Source organism: Acetobacter senegalensis (assembly GCF_001580995.1).
In the GTDB taxonomy this organism is placed as follows: Bacteria; Pseudomonadota; Alphaproteobacteria; order Acetobacterales; family Acetobacteraceae; genus Acetobacter; species Acetobacter senegalensis.
In genome coordinates this window covers 22108-45303 of record NZ_LHZU01000142.1, presented here as the reverse complement: position 1 = coordinate 45303, position 23196 = coordinate 22108, and the positions used below count along the sequence as shown (strand labels likewise).

The window sequence follows — 23196 nt, the reverse complement described above, 5'->3', positions numbered from 1 at the left end:
AAATCCCGAGGTGAGGATTGGTCCCCTGTGGTTTGTCTTGGTTCTGAATGCAACACGTATTGGCCCAGCGGGATTGTGGAAATATGCGACGGAATAGTTTGAAGCGGTATTGGTTTTGTCACACAGCATTGCGGGGTTTGCTGCCCGTTCTGCTATGCACTGCAGCGTCTGTTTGCATGTCAGGGGCTACGCATGCTGCGGGGGTGAGCAGTGGTACCGCTGAAGGGGCGTCTTCTCAATCTCAGTATTCTCTCCAAATTCCTGCTGGCAGCATGGCCAAGGCGCTGAACGCTCTTTCTGTTCAGACCCACCAGACCATTCTGTTTTCCCCGCAATCGACCAGCCACATCAATGTTGGTGGCATGAAAGGACGCATGACCCCGACAGAGGCATTACAGCGTCTGCTCTCTGGCTCCGGACTGAAAGCCGAGATTGTGCCCGGTGCAGGTTTTACAATCAAAAAAGCCTCTGCAATTGGTAAAAAATCTGCAGAAATAAAGGCTAATGATGTTGAGACGATTTTTTCCTTCGCCCACAGAAAGGTAAAATCGGAGAAACGCACCTCTAATGTCATTGTAGACAGTATTGCTTACGATCCGTTTGAAAATCTGGGCGGAAATTCCTCCATCGCGTCCTCATTGATATTGCTTCCGGGTGTGGCGGCTATCTACAACGGGGATGAGCCCCGCTACGTCAGCCTGCGTGGTATCAGTCCTGACCTGAACCACACGACGGTTGATGGCCTGACGATGGCCTCTATTGGCGAAACTGGCTCAGGAACGCGGCGTGTCAACCTACAGGATACTCCCGTGGAGATGACATCGCATACCAATATCTACAAGAGCTTCACGGCCGAGCAATCGGGGGATGCCATCGGTGGCGTGATCGATATGATCCCCATGAGTGCCTTTGACCACAAGGGGCTGTATGCTTATTTGGATGGTTACGGAATTGCTTCGTTATATGGTGGTGCGGCAGGACAAAACGGCCTATCCGGCTATCCAAAACACATGGGGGCAGGGGAAAAAGCCGTCATTTCAGGTCGGTTTGGTAAAAATAAAGAATTCGGCATTATTATTTCAAGCCGTTATCAGAACCGTGTGACGAACCAGACCGGTACAAGCGGCGGTCTTCAGTATTTTGATACGGCGGGTAAGTCCATTAGTGAGCCAAGTTCTGCTAAGTGGAACGGTATGGTGGCTCCGTCTTCTTATGGAAGTTCCGAATACGCCAATTCTGTGACGACGTTAGGCGGTTCTGGTAAGATTGAGTGGCGTCCGGTTAATACTGGCCTTACCGCGTCTATTATGGGCTGGACGTACCGGCGGCAGGAGCACCAGGTGGGCGACTGGGATGCTTACAACCTGAAGAATTCCGTGACCAATCAGACGCCCACCAGCGGCACGGAGCAGGTTAACTCCATTTATGTTCGGCGTATCCAGAACACATATTCACGTAGCTCGAACGGCCTTATCGGCCATGTGGACTGGACACGTGGCAAGCATGATCTGGTGGTGCGTGGTGGCTACACATGGGAGGATTACGACAACTACCAGCCGCTTGAACGTATGCGGACCTATCCTTCCAGTCTCTATGCCAATTATGCGGGTGACCCGAAGAATGGGAAGATGTTCCGTATCACCTCTCTTTCAGACCCGAGCCAGGTTCAGAACGCCAAATGGTCGGCGTATCAGATGCAGCAACAGTGGCGGAAATCGACTGAGGGTATCCCTACAGTCCGGGCTGATTATGGTTACAACGTAAGGCCGAATTCACGAGGTTTTGGTGTTGCTGCGGGTTTTGAATGGCGGGGCTTCAACATCAAATTCGATGAGAAAGATAAAATATGGAATAACGGGTTCGATGTTACGAGCGATGCCATGTATTCCAATTATTATCCGTGGAAATGGAGCATTCCGTTTGTATTCATGAACGTGAATGGGTTGAAATATGATTGGTCCAGCCTTTCTCAGAGCAAGTCCAACGCGGCGACCAGTCTTTATAATTCCAGAATGAGTGACTACCGCTACCGTGAAGATGTTACCGATGGGTACGTTTCACTTCATTATGCGTTGCCTCATACGGTTTTTATCGCCGGGGTGCGTGTGGATAATGTTGATTATACCTCCTGGTCGCCGACATCATCCAACAATATCGCATCTGAAGGATTCACACGTCGGAACGGAAATTACATTAATCCTCTACCATCTTTTGATATTGTCCATCATTTTCCATGGAACGTAAATTTGCACGCTTCATATAGCCGCTCTATTGGACGTCCAACGCCTTCCAACATTGCTCAAGCGGAAAAAATTTCGTGTGGGACGGATGATGATAGTGGCGTGGCGAGTTGCAGTATCAGTAGTGGCAACCCCAATCTGAAACCACGTAAAGCCCATAACTTTGACGTTGCCGTGGATAAATATTTCGACCATGGAAATGGGATGGTGAGCGCCACATTTTTCAATAAGATTATTAAAGATGACATCTATAATCTTACCAATATCTACATGCAGGATGGCGAAATATTCCAAAGCAGCACACCTATGAACGCAAGCGGGTCTATTCTGCGTGGGGTTGAGTTCTCGGCATTGGATCGGTCCATCCACCTGCTTGGCCAGGTGTTTGACCTTTCCATGAATGCAACCTGGATGCAGGGTCATATGCACTACTCTAACGGCACGACGATGCTACGCAGTGACCATCTGATCTACCAACCAGATGTTTTGGTAAATGGCGCTGTAACCTGGCATATACCAGCTATCAAAGGTGCTTTGCGTGCCACTGCAAACTATAACGGAAAATTCCTGACCGGATTAGGGTCTACTCGAGATGAAAATACCGGGCAGGGAAGTGTTTTCATGCTGAACATGGCACTGTGGCATCAGGTCTATAAAAATGTGAGCTTTAAATACGAAGTGCAAAATCTCAGCAATACGCACTTCAATAATGTTATTGGCTCCAAACTTCAGTACACCAACAATACAAACTACTTGGGCCGCGGTGTATATTTTCATGTCATTCTTGACTATAAATAATGAACTTAAGGTGGGATGAGATGGGAGCAGGTTGCAAAGGCGGAGGGTGGTCTCGCCGACGGGTATGTCTGAGCTTGATACTCGTCACTGTTTCACCGTCTCTGACATATGCGGCCAGCATACCAGCGACTGGATCTGAAAAGTGGGTAGTGTCTGGTCGCAGCTCTCCTGTTGCCAATCCCGCCGCTATGGTCAGGTTTGGCAACGCGCGTTTTACCATTCTGACGGACAGGCTGGTACGTATGGAATGGGCGGAAGACAGACAGTTTGAGGATAGGGCCTCTCTGGTGTTTGTTAACCGGAACCTGCCTGTGCCGGATTATACTCAACGGGCACAGGACGGCGCATTGGAGATCCGGACTGCGTGTCTTTTTCTCCATTACAGACCTCAAGGAAATGGCGCATTCACAGCCGACAGTCTTCATGTGAACGTAACTTGCGGCAGCCCGCGCCCAGAGTGGAGACCGGGCCAGACTGATGATGCCAACCTTCTTGGGACGACGCGCACTCTTGACGGTTCAGATGGCATAAAACTTCGCGAGCCCATGGAACCTGGTTTGGTTTCCCGCAGCGGATGGGCTCTTGTTGATGACACAGGTCGGCCCGTTTTCGACAGGGATTTTCCTGTTCAGAAGAGTCCTTCGGCTTCTCCACTCACTTGGCCCTGGGCTGTTGCACCTCGTTCCGGACCGCGTCAGGATTTGTATTTTTTTGGCTATGGTCATGATTACAGAAGGGCACTCGGAGATTTTACGCAGGTGGCAGGGAAAATTCCCTTACCACCAAAATCAGTTTTCGGAGTTTGGTGGTCACGGTATTGGTCCTATAGCGATCAGGAGTTGCTGGCGTTAACGGATGACTTTGCACAGCATAGCCTACCGTTAGATGTCATGGTGCTCGATATGGATTGGCATCTTAACCAGGACCAGCTGGCTACCCGGGGATTAAAAGATCTATCTGGTCACAAACTCGGTTGGACAGGCTACAGTTGGAACCGACTTCTCTTTCCTGATCCATCAGGTTTTTTGCAAAGACTTCATGATAGCGGCGTTAAAGTCTCACTTAACCTGCATCCAGCTTCTGGTGTGCAGAAGTGGGAAGACGCGTACTCTGATGTAAAAGCGACCCTTGGCCTTTCTGCTGGACAAGAGGTTTATGTTCCTTTTGCACCAACGGATCAACATTATGTCGATGCATATTTTTCACTCCTTCATCGTCCTTTGGAAAAACAAGGCGTAGATTTTTGGTGGCTGGATTGGCAGCAGGAAAACAAGACCGCCCTGCCTGGGTTGAACCCAACATGGTGGTTGAACTACCTGCATTTTATGGAGCAGGAAGCAGAGGGGATACGGCCTCTGATTTTTCATCGCTGGGGCGGTTTGGGTAATCACCGTTATCAGATTGGTTTCTCAGGTGACACAAAGTCAGATTGGGCATCATTGGCGTTTCAACCGTGGTTTACGGCTACCGCTGCAAATGTTGGGTATGCTTATTGGAGCCATGACATCGGTGGTCATGCGCCGGGCGCGGTCGAACCCGAACTTTATACTCGCTGGATACAGTTTGGTATTTTAAGTCCAATTTTTCGAACACATACCACTAAAAATCCTGATGCTGAGCGTCGGGTTTGGGCTTATCCCGAACCGTATGCAGATGTCATGCAGTATGCTTTAAGGCAGCGTGCTCTTCTCTTTCCTTATCTGTATACAGAAGCGCGTCAGACATATGAAAACGGCGTCGCTTTCCTTCATCCATTGTACTATGACTGGCCGGAGCAGGATGATGCCTATAGCACAAAAGGAGAGTATGTTTTCGGAAGTCAAATGATAGCGGCACCCATTACAGCTCCTGTTGATCCGATGACAGGCTTGGCCGAGAAGACGGTCTGGGTGCCTCCGGGTGAGTGGATTGAGCAGTGTAGTGGCGCTTTACTTAATGGACCGCAGTTACGCGTTAACCATTATACGTTGGAACAGATACCCGTATTGATGCGGGCAGGTGCCATCATACCGGAGCGTAAGGCAGCTACAGGCGAAGGTTCAAATACAAAGTCTGTTCTGGCGCTAAATATCTGGCCGCTAAGAGCGGTGCAGCGTAGCGACTATGAAGTCTATGACGACACGGGGGAAGGGCTGACCTACCAGATGGGGCAATATACACGTCTTCCGGTAGAGGTCGTGCGAGGAGGAGGTCCTCAGAAAAAAGACAGGCTGCATATTGTTATTGGTCCAGAAAAAAGCGGCCGACTAACAGGGAAACAGCGCACGGCTCTTGCTCATAGCGTGACCGATCTTCGGTCTTACGAAATTCGTCTACCCGCGGATTTACCGCCTGTCAGCGTATCAGTTAACGGACATTCGCTTAATTTTACAGTGCGGAAAAATGTTGCCGGCTGGCGATATGATGGCAACACACTGACAACGATTATACCTGTTCCTCCAACAGATGTTGCGAAATCAGTGGTTCTGGATGTGATACGTGATGTTGCGCCAGTTGCTACGAAGGAAGGACGCGATGGTTTTGCTGGGCGCCTTTCCTTGCTAAGGGCGTCATATGCGGCTTTGGCTCCTTTTGAGCGGTTTCTGCATGCTCCGGATGCTCTTGTGGCTGCATTGCAGACTGGCGACCGCATGAGTTACTGCCCAAGTTGCGCAATAGATGAATTGGGGCAGTTCAAAAGGGAAAGCAGGGAGGCAAGTGAGGCTTTACGTGCTCATGCGGATTTGTTGCATAAAGCGATTGAGACAAATGAGCGCGCGCTTTTTTATGGTGTCAATAAGCATAATCCTCAAGCCATGAGTGCGAGAGCTAGCGAGTTACAAAAGGCACTTGCTAAAGCCTTGGCCCTCACTAGGGAGGTGGATCAATTTTGATGCGCTCATCAACAGGAGCATCAGTGTGAAAGTTGATTCAGCTGCAAAACCTCTCATGGTCTGTGCGCTATTGTGCAAGGTAGCTCCAATTGCCTCATTCACAACAGGAAACTTTCTGATTTCTAAATAACTGCCGAGATGAAAGGGAGGGGGGGATTTTATGCTCCAGAGTTTTTTCGGGTAGGGAACGGGGGGAGGGCTCTTTATTTTAAGGAGAAAGAACAAGTCTTGCATGTTGGGAGCTATAGTGAGGCAGTCAACTTTCACCTGAGCATGTAAGAGGGCAGTTTCGACCAAAAGCATCGGATTTTGAACGGGAGACAATGCTGTTCCAGCTATCTGAATCTGGACGCCTTAGAGGTCCTTCACACAGCTAATCTGTTACCTTTCATTGATGTCAAAGAAAGCGGCCTGCTCCAGCCGGTTACTGCGCTATCGATACAGATCGGATAGGGTTGAAGCATCAGATTCGACATATGACGTAATTGCGACGGCTATCCGATGGAGTTGTCGGGCTACGCGCATGCTGGATAATGAAATGGGGAAATATTGCAGCGCCAGGATGGCAACGGAGGCACCGCAGGTCTGCACGATCCGTTAAAGAAGACATAAAATGCGATGCCAAGATATTTATGCTTTATGACTATCGGAAGAAATTCGCTTTAATAGAGCTTCCTGATGTGGGAGCACCAAATTATGGCGGCGTGACCCCTTCAATTCGGCAATTCTGATAGTGTGGAAGCAGCTGTTCGTGACATAGTGAAACAGATTGATACAATCCTTGAAATCTTGATGAGATCTTCTGCTCTGAAAACAAAGAGCGTCCTCACAAGACAGCGGACATGACGAAACACATGTCCATACTGACATGCTCAAACCAAAAGACGGCCACATCTTTCCGTTTGATATCCAAGAAACTTTTCGGAAAACGCGTGGAAATGTTTCACTCTAAAAATTCGCTACTTCTTACTGACACAACACCGGTCTACACAAAGCGAGAAAGCCCCCAGCTTAGCATTATTGTTCCTTGTTATAATGAGGCAGAAAATATTAAAATTCTCGTGTCTGCTATTGATAAAGCCTTGAGTAGTGTGGCGTGGGAGATCATTTTTGTCGATGACAATTCTCCCGACAATACGATTGATGTCATTCGGGAATGTGCGGCAAGAGACCCGCGAATACGAGGGATCAGACGTGTTGGCCGTAAGGGGCTTTCCTCCGCAGTAATCGAAGGTGTTCTTTCGTCTTCAGCGCCTTTTGCTGCTGTAATGGATGGTGACCTGCAACATGATGAATGTTGCCTTGTTCCTATGCTCCGTGAAATTACTGAACATGGATATGATCTGGTGGTTGCCAGTCGTTATGTTGTCGGTGGTGATGATAACGGGCTGGATGGTATCTGGCGCCATTTCCTCTCAAAAGGTGGCTCTTCCTTTACAAGAAGATTACTCTCCATTCAGTTACAAGATCCAATGAGTGGTTTTTTTATGTTTAAACGGGTTCTTTTTGAAAAGGCGGCAACGCAAATGTCTGGTGCAGGGTTTAAAATTTTACTTGATCTCATTTGCTCCAGTTCATTACCTTTGAAAATAAAAGAAGTTCCAACCACGTTTAAACCACGCCGTTACGGTGAAAGTAAGCTGGATTTTGGCGTTATTTTAAATCTTCTAAAATTCATAGCAAGAATGAAAGTGAAGAAGGTTTTAGGCGGCATTTCATAGAAAGATATTTTTATGCGTTCTTATCTGAAAAATTTTATATCCAGTTTTAACTATGTGTCTGTTCTTTATGTTTTTCTTTGGTCTTTTTGTATTGCATCCCGTTTTGCTTCTTTGGGAAATCCATTAATTGACGTTGATGAAGGATTTTACCTTTTTGTTGGTGGCCAGATACTGCAGGGTGCCGTTCCTTTTGTCGATATCTGGGACAGAAAGCCTCTTGGTTTATTCTCGTTATATAGTTTTTTTCATTTATTCGGACCCTATAGAATATTAGCTTATCAAATTGGTGCTACATTATGTGTAGGGTTCACCAGTATGATTGTTATGAAAATGGCGATGGCAATTGCATCTCCATTCGGAGCTTTTTTGGCTGCATTATTATATATTAGTTGCCTAAATATTGCTGGCGGTGAAGGCGGCCAGTCTCCGGTATTTTATAATTTATTGGTTGCTTTTAGTATGTACCTCATTTTCAAACATGTTGTAGAAAAAAAGGGAAGACAACCTGACATACAAAAAACAGCATATGCCGTAATGCTCATCATGGGCATTTCAATCCAGATAAAATATACTACCCTTTTTGAAGGGATTTTTTCAGGCATTTTCCTTCTTTTTTCTCTTTACCAGAAAACAAAATCCATTCGAGTTCTCTCTCTCCAAGCCGTCATCTGGATCTGCATTGCCTGCTTACCGACAATTGGGGTTGCTGTGGTCTACATGATGGCTGGTTATAGTCAGGAATGGTGGTTTGCAAATATTGCATCAATTTTCCATCGGGGCCAACGGAACCATGCCCTCGTCAGGCATCAAGCCGCAAAAATGCTGGAGTTTACGCTCCCGCTTCTTGTGAGTATTCCTTTTAGAAGAATTTTTTGTTTGGGCATGACCAAGCAGCAGAAACTATGCGGTCGTTTTTTTGATCTTTGGACTTTTTCTGCACTTTCAGGGGTAGCTGTCTTTGGAAGCTGGTATACTCATTATGCGCTGCCTCTTTTTACGCCTTTGACAATTGTATCAGCCGCTTATTGGAACAAAAGCGCAGGCAAAATCTGGATGTTACTCCTTTTGGGCTATATAACGTTCAAAGGGCAAACTACAATAATAAAGCATCAGAATTCTCGTGGGGATAAGATCATTTTTCAAAATATTCTTTCGAATATTTCTAAGAATAAAGGTTGTCTTTTTATTTACAGTGGTTCTCCTATTTTTTATGATTTTACAAATTTTTGTAAAATGACAACACATCCATTTCCTGGGCATTTTCATGAATATATAGAAAGAAATTCGACAGGGATGAACCCATTAATTGAAATTCAGCATATATTAAATCAAAAACCGATGTATATTATGTCAAGAGAACCTGCTATAGAAGGCGAAAATATGCAAGTTCGGCAATTACTTTATCAGTCTCTCTCATCATATTATTATCCTGCTTATAGGGTGGCCCTGAAGGACAATTCTATTGTCGTCTACAAACTTACTGGCTCTCCAAAATGAAGCATAGAGCACTACATTACCAGAGGATTTGGAGTAAGGATTTTCTGCGAGTGTCGCTGTGTGCTAATTTCAGCCCTGAAGTGTTCGGCGGTTCGCTTGATAAAGGCTTTGGATGAGGTAGGGGGCTAGAAATACGCCTTTTCCTGATCGCGTAAAAACCGTCACGCATAGGGATTTTAACAAGTGGAAAACGTGAGCGAGGGTTTTTATTACTCTTCATCTGGCTATGCGGCGCAAGGGGTATTGTGCCTCGACCAGTATTATAAGTTTTTTACTCACCTGGTAGCAGGTATATACTCGTAAAGGGTTCGAGAAATTCTCGTTGGGGACTTTCCATATCTTGGTATATCAATGGGTATAGTTTCCATTCGACCATAAAAGGAGGGTCTTTAGAACCCTCCACACCTTAATTATATACCTCCGCAAAATGGCGGGGGAATAACTGTTTTTCTCATGGTATTTTTAGCGTGACGCTATTTTCACGGTGGGTTGCGTAACATCATACTGAAACAGGCAGGAGGTTGCCTCGGAGAAGGCAAACACGGCTGATCTTGCCGTTGGCTTGGATACAGTAAGGCAACCTGCGACAAGCATAATGCTGAATGCGAGCACACCTGACCAAAGTGTTTTTTGCGGCATAGAAGCGTTCTCCTCGCCTGAGTGAAAAAAGGAGTTTCTCGTAGGAGAACTTCCGGTTCATATTTCACTAAAATATGTTGAATTATAATTTTTACAACCATAAAATAATGTGGTTAATTAATTTCATGTTTCTAAGTGTGATTTGGAGCCGCCTCTATGACCATCCAACTTGGGCAGACTGCCCCTGATTTTGTGCAGGAAAGCACTCAGGGGCCCATTCACTTTCACTCGTGGCTTGGGTCTTCGTGGGGAATTCTCTTCAGTCATCCCAAGGATTTCACGCCTGTATGCACCACAGAATTGGGGACAGTGGCACGTCTGGCACCGGAGTGGGCCAAACGAAACACAAAAGTGCTGGGATTATCTGTCGATGAACTGAAAGATCATGCAGGGTGGAAAGCCGACATTGCCGAAACTCAGGGGAGTAGTGTTGATTTCCCAATTCTAGCTGATGCAGACAGAAAGGTGGCTACACTCTACGGCATGATCCATCCGGAGGCAGACCCGAAAGTAACGGTCCGGAGCGTCTTCATTATTGATCCTGACAAGAAAGTCAGGTTGACGCTTACCTATCCCCCGTCAGCAGGCCGAAATTTTGATGAGATTTTACGAGTGCTGGATAGTCTGCAACTGACAGACAGGCAGAAAGTGACAACGCCTGCCAACTGGCATTTGGGAGATGACGTCATCATCGCGCCTTCCGTCAGTAATGAACAGGCACAGAAGCTGTTTCCGCAAGGCTGGAAAACACTCAAGCCCTATCTGCGTCTGGTGAAACTCTCCTAAGGCAGCCGAAGTGTTTTTTTGCGAGTGGGGGAGAGGGTGAATGCGACAGGGTATACGTAAACGGGTCTTCGAGGCCCATAAAGCCATGAGTATGCCGCCTTCCGTCGAACAGAGGCTGGCGGCATATCCGTCTCCTCCCCGACGTAAAACAGCGTCTCGTCGGGCACGCGGGCCACAAGGCGAGGCTTTGTTGGACACGACTGTTCCAGAAGCAGTTTTTCGGCATCTTTCAGGATCTCTGGCACCGTTTGAAATCGTGATTGTTCCGGGGCTTGATGGTTCCGGGCCGGAGCATTGGCAGTCCCAGTGGCAGAAACTCTTCAGTTCTTACGATATTGCCGTCAGCCGTGTCCGGCAGGAAATTTGGTCAAAACCTCATTACAAGAGCTGGCTGATGACGCTGTGTGCGGCGGTAACGCACAGTAAGAAACCGGTCCTGTTGGTTGCCCACAGTCTGGGCTGCCTTCTGGTAGCGCACGCTGCGCAGCAGGGATTATTGCCCAGTACCGTGGCTGGGGCGCTGCTTGTTGCTCCTGCAGACGTCGAGAATGGGCCGTCCGAGCATTTGCATCGTGTTGCCGCTTTTAGTCCGATACCTTTATCACCGCTGCCTTTTCCGGCGTTAGTGGTGGGAAGCAGAAATGATCCATGGCTTGGCGTAAGGCGTGCCCGAACCCTTGCTCGCCATTGGCAGGCGTCGTTCGTCGATGCGGGGCGGAAAGGTCATATTGGGAATCAGTGCGACCTTGGATACTGGATTGATGGGTTGCTCTTTCTGGACAGACTGACTCAAACGATTGTTCTGCGCAATGCAGGGCAGACACGGCATCCGAAAAAGACACTGCAATAGCCCAGAAAACCCTTACGACATGCACATACCATCAGCGTGCGCCGGGCTTAGTAGCTTCGTTATGAGCAAAATGTTTTGACATCGCATTATTCCGTGTGCAAATAAAAGAGGACGCAGGTTTCCTATTAACTCGTTCATCAATGGCGGTGAACGATAAGGAAATGGCAGAATCGCTCACGACGACACCCGGGTGGCCAACGATGGTCTCCGTGCCTGAAGAAGGCGTCTCCGTTCCTTTTGCTGGTGGAGACTGGATGCGATGACGTGGACAAAGGATTTCTCAAGGCCGGAAACCCGCGTACCCTATTGGCGGCGTTTCTTTACTTCGATGTCTCCTTCATGGTGTGGGTCCTGCTGGGACCGCTCGGTATTTCGATTGCTCATGATCTGCACCTGAATGCCGGACAGAAGGGGCTGCTTGTGGCCACCCCGGTTCTGGCAGGGGCTCTGCTACGTGTGCTGGCTGGCGCGCTGGTCGATCATTTCGGGCCTCGTCGGGTTGCGATTGGTGCCCAGATTCTTGTCATTTCCGGGCTATTCCTGACGTGGCTGATTGCGCCACACAGCTATGGCGCATTGTTCGGTGTGGCGCTGGTGTTAGGGGTGGCTGGGGCATCGTTTGCCATTGCTCTGCCGCTAGCGTCTGCATGGTATCCGCCACACTATCAGGGCACGGCGTTGGGTATTGCCGGGGCGGGTAATTCCGGCACCGCCCTTGCATCCCTTTTTGCGCCCGGTCTGGCAGTTCTCTACGGCTGGGTAAATGTGCTGGGGCTGGCAACCCTGCCTTTGATCGCTGTTCTGATTGCCTTTCTGTTTCTCGCCAGCGAGCCTCCTCAGCGTCGGTCCAGCGGGGGGCTGGTGGCTTGGCTGCCCGTTCTGCGTAGCAGCGACTGCTGGTTGTTGATGTTTTTCTACGGCGTGACATTTGGCGGTTTTGTAGGGCTTGCTTCGTTCCTGACCATCTATTTCAACGATCAGTACAGTTTGCCTCCCGCCATTGCAGGAAGCTGCACGGCTTTCGTGGTGTTTGTTGGGTCCTTCGTGCGTCCGCTTGGGGGCGCAATGGCTGATCGTATCGGCGGGGAACGCGCTTTGAGCATCCTGTTCGCACTTGCTGCTGTCATTTTTGCTCTGATCGGGTTTGGCCTGCCGACAATCTGGTTTGCGTTTCCTGCCTTTTTTCTTGGTATGCTTGTGCTGGGTCTGGGGAATGGTGCTGTCTTCCAGCTTGTGCCGACACGGTTCCCGAGCCGGGTTGGTATCCTGACAGGCCTGGTGGGCATGAGCGGCGGGGTAGGGGGATTCTATCTGGCATCCTCCCTTGGGGCCGCACGCCAGGCTACGGGCTCCTACGGTCCGGGTTTTCTGGGCTTTGCCGCGATCACGGTGGTGGCGTTTCTCTGTGTCGGGCTGTGCCGCCGTCGCTGGACGGCTGAGCAGTCCCACATGTCGGCCGAGGCCGATGCTGCTGCGTCTTCGTAATTATTGCTCCCTACTTAATCAGGAACGTGTCCCGTGACCCGTATCTCTGCAGTGTTTCGCCCAGCCTCGCTTACGGCAGGTATCACCACCCTTTTTGTCAGTCTGAATGTGGGCCATGCGGCACAGGCCGACATCGCGCCTGCAGCTGGCGTGACGGCCACCAAAATGAAGTCGGCTTCATCTCCACCGGCAGAAAAAGCGGCGGTTCACCATGTTACATTGCCGCATAGTCCTGACTGGGGAGTATTCAACGCCGGGAAAGGGGCGGCAGCCGGGTTCGGAACTGCCGGTGGTTTTGGTCAGGCGCGCTGGGCGGAGGACTGGAGCGACCTTGTTACGACAGCCCCCGAACAACGGCGGAAGGACTGGTTTAACCGCTTGAAACACATTTCCCTGACCAACAAGGGAGACATCTGGCTTTCCCTCAACGGGGAAGAACGGCTGCGTTACATCTTTGAGAACCAGCCCATGATGGGAACTGCGGGCAAAACAGACGCCAGCCGCATTTTGCTGCGTAACCAGTATGGGGCGGACCTCCATTTGGGGGACCACGTACGAGCCTATGCCGAGTTTCTTTGGGGTGTCGCCGGAGGATCGAATTATTACGGCTACCAGAACGGCGTACAGCGTGAACGGCTGGATCTTCAGCAGGGTATTCTGGAAATAAAGGGCAGAATGCTGGGGGCTAAAATGGGCGTGATCGGTGGTCGCCAGATTTTTCTGGATGCCCCGGTTACCATGCAGTCCGCACGGGACCTGACCAATGCCCAGCAATCGTGGGATGGATTTCGCGGTTATGCGGTATGGAAATCTTTCCGGCTGGATCTGTTCGATTTCATGCAGACCAACAAGCTTCCCCGCAATGTGTTTGCTGATGGTACGAATTACAACGCCCGGATGTATGGCATCTATACCTCCACCGCGCTGCCGCAATTTTCGGTCATGGGACAGAAGAGCCAGATTTTTGCGGATGTATTCTTCATTGACTACCTGTTCAACGGAGCAGCAGCCGCTTTGGCGACCACAACAGGTACACGGGCGGGATCGACCCGCCGGGACAATATCGGTTCACGGGTATGGGGGAATGTTGGTCCTTTCGATATCAGCCTCACTGGCGTGTTTCAGGGCGGAGAATTCCGGCCTGCCGGTAACAATCCCACACGGGCAGTCCGGGCCTATGCAGTTAATGGCACGTTCGGCTGGACGGCAAAAAATCTGAAAGCCAAACCATCCATTGCCTTGCAGGGGGACGTGTTTTCAGGTGGGTCCTACCATAGTCAGGATGGTGCGGTCGGCACATTCGCCACCCCTTATTTTCCGCTGCCCTACTATAACGATGTAACACTGGCTCTGACATCCCAAAACCTGATTGGTATTGGGCCTGTTATTGCGGCTGCACCGTTGGCGAACCTGCATCTCAAGCTGCACGTTCCCTTTTTCTGGCGCGAAAGCACGCAGGATGCGGTGTATGGCACGGGAAAAATATATAGCTGGCGCAATGGTCTTTCGGGCGGGTTCATTGGAGCTACACCCCAGACCCAGCTTGCGTGGAACTTTGCGCCCCACTGGACCTGGACGCATGACATCGCAGGTTTTGTCGCCTCACACGGTATGCATCACGCAGGCGCAAAGGACGGCGCTTTCTACATGCAAACCATGGAATTCAAGTTCTGACCGCCGATAGCACGACAGGAGAAATGATCATGTCCAAAACAGGAAATATCGTCGTCATCGGTAATGGGATGGTTGGCCACTACTGTGCCGAGCAACTTGTGATGCATGGGCTGCATGAAAATTGCGCGATCCATATTTTTGGCGATGAAATTCACGATGCCTATGACCGCGTGCATCTGACGGAGTATATGAGCGGACAGGATGCTCTGGCGTTGCGGCTGCATGCGGATGATTTCCACGCCCATCACGGCCTGACCCTGCACCGTGGCGTAAGGGTGACGCGCATCGACCGTGAGGCGCGGATGGTGGAAAGTGCTGAAGGCCTGCTGCCTTATGACACGTTGATCCTTGCTACCGGTTCCACACCTTTCGTGCCACCGGTTCCCGGCAATACGGGCACAGCGGGACTGGTTTATCGCACACTGGATGATCTGGACATGATCCGGGCCGCGGCAGAAGGAGCCGCACACGGTGTGGTCATTGGCGGAGGATTGCTGGGGCTGGAAGCAGCAAATGCCTTGGCGGGATTGGGGCTATCCACGGCCGTTGTTGAATTCGCGCCTCGCCTTATGCCGGTACAGTTGGACGACGAGGGCGGTCAGGCTCTGAAGCAACGGATTGAGGCGTTAGGGATCAATGTCCTTACGGCTCATGCCACCCAGCAGATCATTGCAGGGGAAACGCACCGACATCGGCTGGTTTTTGCCGATGGCACATTTCTGGAAACTGATTTGGTGGTGTTCTCGGCCGGTATTCGTCCACAGGACCGATTGGCCCGTGACTGCGGCCTCGCTATCGGCCCGCGCGGCGGTATCGTGATTGACGAGCGATGCCTTACTTCTGACCCGCATATCTATGCCATTGGCGAATGTGCTTGCTGGAACGGTCAGATTTTTGGGCTGGTCGCGCCGGGATACACAATGGCCCGCACGGTTGCCTCCACGCTTGCCGGAGAAGACGCCGCCTTTTGCGGGGCGGATATGTCCACCAAACTCAAGCTGCTGGGCGTGGATGTGGGCTCCATCGGTGATGCGCATGGCTCCACGTCGGGCAGCCTGAGCTATCGCTTCATTGGGGAGATGGACGGTTCATATCGTCGCCTTGTGCTTTCTGGGGATGGCAGCCGCGTGCTTGGGGCTGTGCTAGTGGGGGACAACGCCTATTACGACACCATTCTTCAGTATGTGCAGAACAGCATTAAACCGCCGGCCGACCCCGCTGCACTGATTCTGCCACGCGGGGAAGGGGCGGATCTGCTAGGTGCCGACGCGCTGCCCGATTCAGCCATGATCTGTTCATGCCACAACGTTACAAAAGGAGCGATCTGTTCCTCCATTGAGGAAGGGTGCACGGATCTTGTGGGGCTTAAACAATCCACAAAAGCCAGCACTGGCTGCGGTGGCTGCTCGGCCCTGCTCAAAACCGTGTTTGAAACGGAACTGGAAGCCCGTGGCATTACTGTTGACCATAGTTTGTGCGAACATTTTTCCTATACGCGGCAGGAGCTTTATTCCCTCGTTCGCGTACACGGAATCCAGACGTTTGAAGAGCTTATGGCACAATATGGCAATGGGGGGCTTGGTTGCGATATCTGTAAGCCCGCTGTCGGTTCAATCCTTGCATCAGCCTGGAACAAACCCATTACCGACCCGCTTTATATCCCGTTGCAGGACACGAACGACACGTTCATGGCCAACATGCAGAAAAACGGCACATATTCTGTTGTACCGCGCATAGCGGGAGGTGAAATTACGCCAGATAAACTGATTGTCCTTGGGCAAGTAGCAAAGAAATATGGCCTTTATACCAAAATTACCGGCGGCCAGCGTATTGATCTGTTCGGTGCGCAACTGGACCAACTGCCCGATATCTGGAGCGAATTGCTGGAAGCCGGGTTCGAGACCGGCCATGCCTATGGCAAATCCACCCGGACTGTAAAATCCTGTGTGGGCAGCACATGGTGCCGTTATGGGGTACAGGACAGCGTGAGCAAGGCGCTGGATCTGGAAAACCGCTACAAGGGTCTGCGTTCTCCCCATAAGCTTAAATTTGCCGTTTCAGGGTGCACCCGCGAATGTGCGGAAGCACAAAGCAAGGACGTGGGAGTAATTGCTACAGAAAACGGCTGGAATCTTTACGTTTGCGGCAATGGGGGTATGCGGCCCCGCCATGCAGAACTGTTTGCGACAGATCTCGATGCTGAAACGCTGGTGAAATACATTGACCGTTTCCTGATGTTTTATATCCGGACGGCAGATAAACTTCAGCGTACCTCTGTCTGGCGAGAAAATCTTGAAGGCGGACTGGATTACCTGCGTGACGTCATCATAAACGATAGCTTGGGTATCTGCGAAGAACTTGAGCGCCAGATGCAGATGGTGGTGGATCGCTATCAGTGCGAATGGCGTGATGCACTGACCGACCGTGAAAAACTCAAAAGGTTCCGGACGTTCGTCAATGATGGTCGCCCTGACCCGAACATACGCACCCTGCCAGAACGGGAACAGGTTCGCCCGGCGGATAATATGCCCGAAACTGCGGCCTCGGCCGGCCCAACGCAATGGACTGAACTGTGTAGCCAAGCCGACCTGGTGGCAAAATCAGGGGTTGTGGCATGGCATGAGGGCAACCAGATTGCCCTGTTCTACCTGCCTGGCACGGAAGAGACGCCTGCACGGGTCTATGCGATAGATAACCATGATCCGTTCTCAAACGCCAACGTGCTTGGCCGAGGACTGATGGGTGATCTGAAGGGGCAACTGGTGGTTGCGTCTCCCCTCTACAAACAGCATTTCTGTCTGGAAGACGGCCAATGCCTTGAAGACTCCACCGTCCAGTTGCGGACATGGGACGCGCGCGTAGAAAACGGGAGAGTAGAAATCCGGGCCAAGACGATCAAAGCCGCACCGGAACCTGTTCTGGTCTGATTCAGTCATGACGCGGGAAGAAGTTCGCACTGTCTGCCCCTATTGTGGGGTAGGGTGCGGCGTCATACTTGAGGTAGAGGACGATCGTATCAGGAAAGTGCGTGGCGATGGCGCACATCCTGCAAATGGTGGTCGCCTGTGCACCAAAGGCAGTTCCTGCGACAAACCGCTTCTGTCCGACCAGCGCCTGCATCAGGCTCTCATCCGTTCCAGACGGGGCGAAAAGGTGGTCCCCGTTGCCATGCAGCAGGCCATTGAAACAACTGCTGAGCGGCTACGTGCTATCCTTGATGCGCACGGGCCGGATGCTATTGCCTTTTACGTATCGGGACAGATGTCGATGGAGGCGCAGTACCTCGTCAACAAGCTGGCCAAAGGATTTGTTCGTAGCCAGCATATCGAGTCCAACTCCCGTCTCTGCATGGCTGCCGCAGGCACGGGCTACAAGCTTTCCCTCGGGGCAGACGCCCCGCCGGGTAGCTACGAGGATTTTGACTGCACAGACCTGTTTTTCGTCATCGGTGCGAACATGGCGGATTGCCATCCAATCCTCTTCTTGCGGCTGATGGACCGCAAACGGGCGGGCGCGAAGCTGATTGTTGTTGATCCCCGCCGCACGGCTACTGCGGAAAAAGCCGACCTGTATCTGCCCATTCGTCCGGGCACGGATCTGGCGCTCCTTAATGGCCTTCTTCATGTGCTGGTGAAGAATGATGCAATAGACAGAGAGTTCATCGCTCGGGCTACGACGGGATGGGAGGCAATGGAAGCCTTTCTGGATGAGTATGCACCCCAGACAGTAGCTGAAATCACGGGCCTGCCGGTTGAAGACATCCTGACTGCAGCACACTGGATTGCTGAGGCTGGAGAATGGATGAGCCTGTGGACCATGGGCCTAAACCAGAGCATTGCAGGTACTTGGAATACCAACGCGCTGTGCAATCTCCATCTTGCTACGGGTGCTATCTGCCGCCCCGGTAGTGGACCGTTCTCGCTGACGGGCCAACCCAACGCCATGGGCGGGCGCGAGATGGGCTATATGGGGCCGGGACTGCCGGGCCAGCGCAGTGCGCTCGTGGCAGCAGACCGGGCCTTTACCGAAAAATTGTGGGCTCTTCCTGCCGGCACGCTACGAGAAACCGGGGGAGGCGGCGCGATTGCCATGTTCGAGGCAATGGAGCGCGGTGAGATCAAGGCATGTTGGGTGATATGCACAAACCCCGTTGCGACTGTTGCCAACCGCCGCCACGTCATTCGGGGGTTGGAGGTAGCAGAATGCGTTATCGTGCAGGATGCATTTGCAGACAGCGAAACGACCCGTTTTGCAGATATCGTGTTGCCTGCGGCCCTATGGGCTGAAAGTGATGGTGTGCAGGTCAATTCTGATCGTACCATGACACTTGCCAGAAAAGCGGTTTCCCCGCCGGGAGAGGCCTTGGCGGATTGGGATATCATTGCACGTGTGGCGCGGGCCATGGGGTTCGAAAAAGACTTTGCTTTTACGTCTGCCGCAGAGGTGTTCTCGGAAGCAAGCCAGTTTAGTAATCCGAAGACGGGTTATGACATTGCGGGCGTAAGTCATGAACGGCTGCACAAGGGGCCGGTGCAGTGGCCCGCTCCTGCAGGCGACACGCGAGCCCGACACCCCATCCGCTATATTTCTCCCGATGGGAAGGGGCCCGTTTTTGCAACGCCGGACGGGAAGGGGGTCTTTTTTGCCCGGCCCTGGATGCGGCCCAAGGAATGGCCGGACGAGGATTTTCCCTTCGTGCTGAACAGCGGTCGGTTACAACACCAGTGGCATACGCTGACCAAAACCGGCCGGGTTGAAAGCCTCAACCGCCTTAACCCCGGTCCCTTTGTGGAAATAGCGCCGTGTGATGCACAGGCGCTGGGTTTGGAACAGGATGATAGTGTCAGGATCACATCACGGCGAGGGCAGATTGTTTTGCCAGCCCAGATTTCCACCCGAGTAAGGCTCGGCACCTGTTTTGCACCGTTTCACTGGAACGACCGCTTTGGAGAGGATCTGACGGTCAATTCCGTCACTCCGGACGCAGTTGATCCGTTGTCGTTGCAACCTGGCTTTAAACTCTGCGCGGTGGCGCTGGAACGTATTGAAAAACCCGCATGTCCAGCCCCCCAAGGGGCAGAACCAAGCAGGAAGGGACATTCCGTTATGATGCTGCGTGCGCTAACCAGTCATCTTGGTCTGGAACGGTCGGATCAGCCAGTCGCGGCATCATTGTCCGATGACGCGCGAGCGTGGCTTTCCGGATTTCTTGACGGACTGGAAATGGCACCGCCAGGTGCAGGCGAAATGCCCACACTGCCCGCATCAGCTCCCCTGCCAGCACAGATGCGGGCACGGATTGGCGGCCTTCTCGCGGGTCTTTACAGCCGGACCTATGCGGACCATGAGGTTTTGCCGCTACAGGAGGCAAATGCCTCAACTGCGCCGAAGATCATCGTATGGTGGGCGTCCCAGACCGGACGAGCGGAAGGGTTGGCCGCCACGATCGTGACCTGGTTACGGGAGGCAGGTCACGAAGCAGAAGCAAAGTGCCTCGATACATTTGATACAGCCAGCAATTTTGTGGGCGCGGCTCTCTTTGTCGTGTCCACTTTCGGTGATGGTGATCCTCCAGACTGTGCCGCTCCGTTCTGGGATATGCTGAGAACGCAAAAAGGCCCCATGTCCGGCCTGACCTTTGCGGTGTTAGCCTTGGGAGATTCTTCCTATGCGAATTTCTGCGGCTTCGGGCGGGCGCTAGATGGGCATCTGATGGAACTTGGTGCGACGCCCTTGCTGGAAAGGGTGGAATGCGAACCTGATTTTGAAGATACGGTGGAGGCTTGGCGGGGCTCTTTGCTGAATGCTTTTTCCCAGCTATCATCCGACAAGACGGAAGCTATGCTGCCGGCCTTGCCTCTGCAGGTGGAAAAGCCAGCTGCCCCAGTCTCAGGCTCTCGCGATGCCCCGGTTATGGCGCGGCTCTGTATCAACGAACGCCTCTGTGCGACGGGGTATGACAGGGACACACGGCGCATTGGTCTTGATGTCAGTGGGACAGAGTTAAGCTGGACCCCCGGAGACGCATTAGGCATATGGCCCCGCAACCCGGAGCATCATGTGGAAGTGGCCCTGCGCGCCCTTGGTCTTGCAGAGGACACGCCCATTGTTCTGCGTGGCTGCGGCACAGTAGAGCTACGTGAAGCGCTTGTCCGTCATCTTGATCTGACACGCCCCAATCCGGCCATGCTGGCTGCACTTGGGGGGCGTGCGCCCGGCTTCCTGCCTGATTTGCTGAAAGAGGCCTCTTTGACCGTTACGGCGCAGGATGTTGCTTCTTTGTTCCGACGTCTCCAGCCACGGCTTTATTCGATTGCGTCCTCGCCAAAAGTGGCTGGGCGGGTAATTGAACTGACAATGGGGGTAAGCTGCACGCCTTGGCCCGGCATTTGTTCAAACTGGCTGGCAGGATTGACGGAAGATGCAGAAATTCCGGTCTTTATCCAACCAACCACGCATTTCCGTCTGCCAATGGACGATGACGCTGCCATGATCATGATCGGGCCTGGCACTGGCATCGCACCCTTCCGGGGGTTCCTGCAGGAACGGGCGGCACGGAAATCCACGGGCCGAAACTGGCTTTTCTTTGGCGAACGCCACGCCGCAAAAGGGTTTTACTACCAGGACGAACTTGATGCTTTTCTGGCGGCAGGATTACTGACACGTCTGGACACTGCCTTTTCACGTGATCAATCAGAGCGCATCTATGTGCAGGACCGTATGGAAGCAGCTGGAACAGAATTGTGGGATTGGCTGAAGGAAGGAGCATATGTTTATGTATGCGGGGATGCAACACGCATGGCACGGGATGTTGACGCGGCATTGCGCCGGATTGTGGCGCGCCATGGCAATCTGTCCTCAGGTGATGCAGACGCATTTGTGAGCAATCTGACACGTGAAGGCCGCTATCTGCGTGACGTTTATTGATGAATGAGGAAAAAAAATCATCAGGCACGCGCCTCAGGGTGTTGGTTGCAGATGAAAATCCCCGCAGAGGACACGCGCTGTCAGAAACCTTGCATGCTGATGCTTCACTGGATGTTCTGACCGTTCCTCCCGATAAAGCACTGATTGATGCCGTACGCGATTATGGGCCGGACGTGGTGCTTGTTGATCTGGACAGGGCGGATCGTGATGCGCTGGATAGCATTCGTGCTCTGTCCTGTTCGGCGCTTGAGCGGCCCGTTGCCCTGTTTGTGGACGAAGATGACGTTGATCTGATGGAGACAGCTTTTGATACAGGCGTGTGTTCCTACAATGTTCTTGAAGCCTTACCGCGGGATGTAAAGCCGCTTCTGCGTGCCGCTATTGCGCTTTATGCCCGTTTCCGCCGCACACGTGACGAACTGACCGAAGCACAGATCGCCCTTGCCGAACGCAGGCTTATCGAGCAGGCAAAGAGATCTTTCATGAAAAATGAAAAAGCCAACGAAGCACAGGCCTACCGGTGGCTCCAGCGCCGGGCCATGCAGACCTCGCGTCGGATAGCGGTGGTTGCCGAGGAATATCTGGCAGCGCAGAAAAAGGATGAGGCATCATGAACGCACCATTACGGATTGGCGTGCTGAAGCTGGCTGACAGCGCCCCCGTCATCATGGCGCAGCAAAAGGGAATTTTTGCCCATCATGGGCTGGAAACCGAGATTATTGTCTCCCCATCCTGGGCGAATATAGCCGATGGGTTGGCGTGGAACCGTCTGGATGCCGCTGTTGTTTTCGCGCCGCTCGCTATGATGACGGCGCTTGGGCACCGTGGCCATGGTGCCGAACTCCGCCCTCTGGCACGGATCAGCCGAGGCGGCAACACGATCATGCTGCGCGGTATCAACCCGGCTAGCGGAGTATGGCAAGCAGGATCCCATGGCCGAAATGCTTTTGATATCTGGCGCAATGCTATCGGCAGGAAACCGCGCATAGCCATTGTTCATATGTATTCCACTCATCTTCTCATTCTCCGGCGGTTCCTGAAGATGATTGATGTGGATATGGAGAATGAGGTCACTCTGTCCGTCATGCCTCCCGCTGATATGATCCATGCACTCGCGGAAAACGCGATTGATGGCGGTTGTGTTGGTCCGCCATGGGGCACTGAAGCAGAGCAACTCGGACTTGCTTTTCAGGTGGGGGGATCGGCCACCGTCCTTCCCGGTCACCTTGAGAAGGTCCTTGTCGCATCAAGAAAACTATTAGCTTGCGAACAAAAGGTAAGCCGTATGTCACTTGCGGTTCAGGAGGCGCTTTCCTTCTGCCAGAAGCCCACGCATCATGAAGAAATTACGCAGGCGCTGGCTGCTCCCATAACAGACGGAGGGTTGCTATTACCCCCAGCCTCGACCCGCACCATCTTGCCCGGCGGGGAGGCTCGCGAATGCGTCACTTTCTCCGAGGGCACTCTTCTGCCCTCTGATCTCGACTGGATCATAAGTGACATGACAGCACTTGAGTGGATCGGGGAGGTCGAGCAACAGATGCTCAAGCGTTGGAGCGGCCCTATTCCCGCGGCTTCATCCCCTGTCTGACTAATGTAGCGCCTGCTGAAAATAAGAAGAAGCCATCCTGCTTAATTTTCGGCGGAATGCCGTTACATCTCTTGCACTTACACGTGCCATATATGACAGGTGATCTGCGCGGGGA

The 23196-nt window shown here is 52.1% G+C and carries 12 protein-coding genes; all 12 read left to right on the top strand.

Features of this window, described 5'->3' with window-relative positions; translation table 11 throughout:
- The first annotated feature begins 203 nt into the window (after positions 1-203).
- Entirely contained in the window at positions 204-3038 is a 2835-nt protein-coding gene (locus AD948_RS13365; RefSeq protein WP_248846034.1) for a TonB-dependent receptor, read from the top strand.
- A 242-nt stretch (positions 3039-3280) separates the two neighbouring features.
- The gene (locus tag AD948_RS13360) at positions 3281-5911 is read left to right on the top strand and encodes a glycoside hydrolase family 31 protein (protein ID WP_248846033.1); all 2631 of its coding nucleotides are present in this window, start codon (positions 3281-3283) and stop codon (positions 5909-5911) included.
- An 842-nt stretch (positions 5912-6753) separates the two neighbouring features.
- The gene (locus tag AD948_RS13355) at positions 6754-7632 is read left to right on the top strand and encodes a polyprenol monophosphomannose synthase (protein ID WP_248846032.1); all 879 of its coding nucleotides are present in this window, start codon (positions 6754-6756) and stop codon (positions 7630-7632) included.
- Between the two features lie 12 nt (positions 7633-7644).
- Positions 7645-9129 carry an ArnT family glycosyltransferase gene (locus tag AD948_RS13350; protein ID WP_061472350.1) on the top strand — a complete coding sequence of 495 codons (1485 nt, stop codon included), beginning with the start codon at positions 7645-7647 and terminating at the stop codon, positions 9127-9129.
- A gap of 795 nt (positions 9130-9924) precedes the next feature.
- On the top strand, positions 9925-10554 hold the full coding sequence (locus tag AD948_RS13345; protein ID WP_061472349.1) for a peroxiredoxin: 630 nt from the start codon (positions 9925-9927) through the stop codon (positions 10552-10554).
- Between the two features lie 85 nt (positions 10555-10639).
- A complete protein-coding gene (locus tag AD948_RS13340) occupies positions 10640-11404 on the top strand; it encodes an RBBP9/YdeN family alpha/beta hydrolase (RefSeq protein WP_158307602.1) in 765 nt (254 codons plus the stop codon).
- A 264-nt stretch (positions 11405-11668) separates the two neighbouring features.
- Positions 11669-12889 (top strand): nitrate/nitrite transporter, encoded by a 1221-nt coding sequence (locus AD948_RS13335; RefSeq protein ID WP_061472398.1) that lies wholly within the window; start codon positions 11669-11671, stop codon positions 12887-12889.
- 33 nt (positions 12890-12922) lie between these two features.
- Positions 12923-14563 carry an alginate export family protein gene (locus AD948_RS13330; RefSeq protein ID WP_061472348.1) on the top strand — a complete coding sequence of 547 codons (1641 nt, stop codon included), beginning with the start codon at positions 12923-12925 and terminating at the stop codon, positions 14561-14563.
- A gap of 29 nt (positions 14564-14592) precedes the next feature.
- Positions 14593-17490, top strand: a complete 2898-nt coding sequence (nirB, locus tag AD948_RS13325) for a nitrite reductase large subunit NirB (RefSeq protein WP_061472397.1) — start codon at positions 14593-14595, stop codon at positions 17488-17490.
- 7 nt (positions 17491-17497) lie between these two features.
- On the top strand, positions 17498-21490 hold the full coding sequence (locus AD948_RS13320; protein ID WP_061472347.1) for a bifunctional nitrate reductase/sulfite reductase flavoprotein subunit alpha: 3993 nt from the start codon (positions 17498-17500) through the stop codon (positions 21488-21490).
- Entirely contained in the window at positions 21490-22104 is a 615-nt protein-coding gene (locus tag AD948_RS13315; protein ID WP_061472346.1) for an ANTAR domain-containing response regulator, read from the top strand. Before AD948_RS13320 ends, AD948_RS13315 begins: the two co-directional genes overlap by 1 nt.
- Entirely contained in the window at positions 22101-23081 is a 981-nt protein-coding gene (locus tag AD948_RS13310) for a CmpA/NrtA family ABC transporter substrate-binding protein (RefSeq protein ID WP_061472345.1), read from the top strand. The genes AD948_RS13315 and AD948_RS13310 overlap by 4 nt, the downstream gene beginning before the upstream one ends.
- Positions 23082-23196 lie beyond the last annotated feature (115 nt).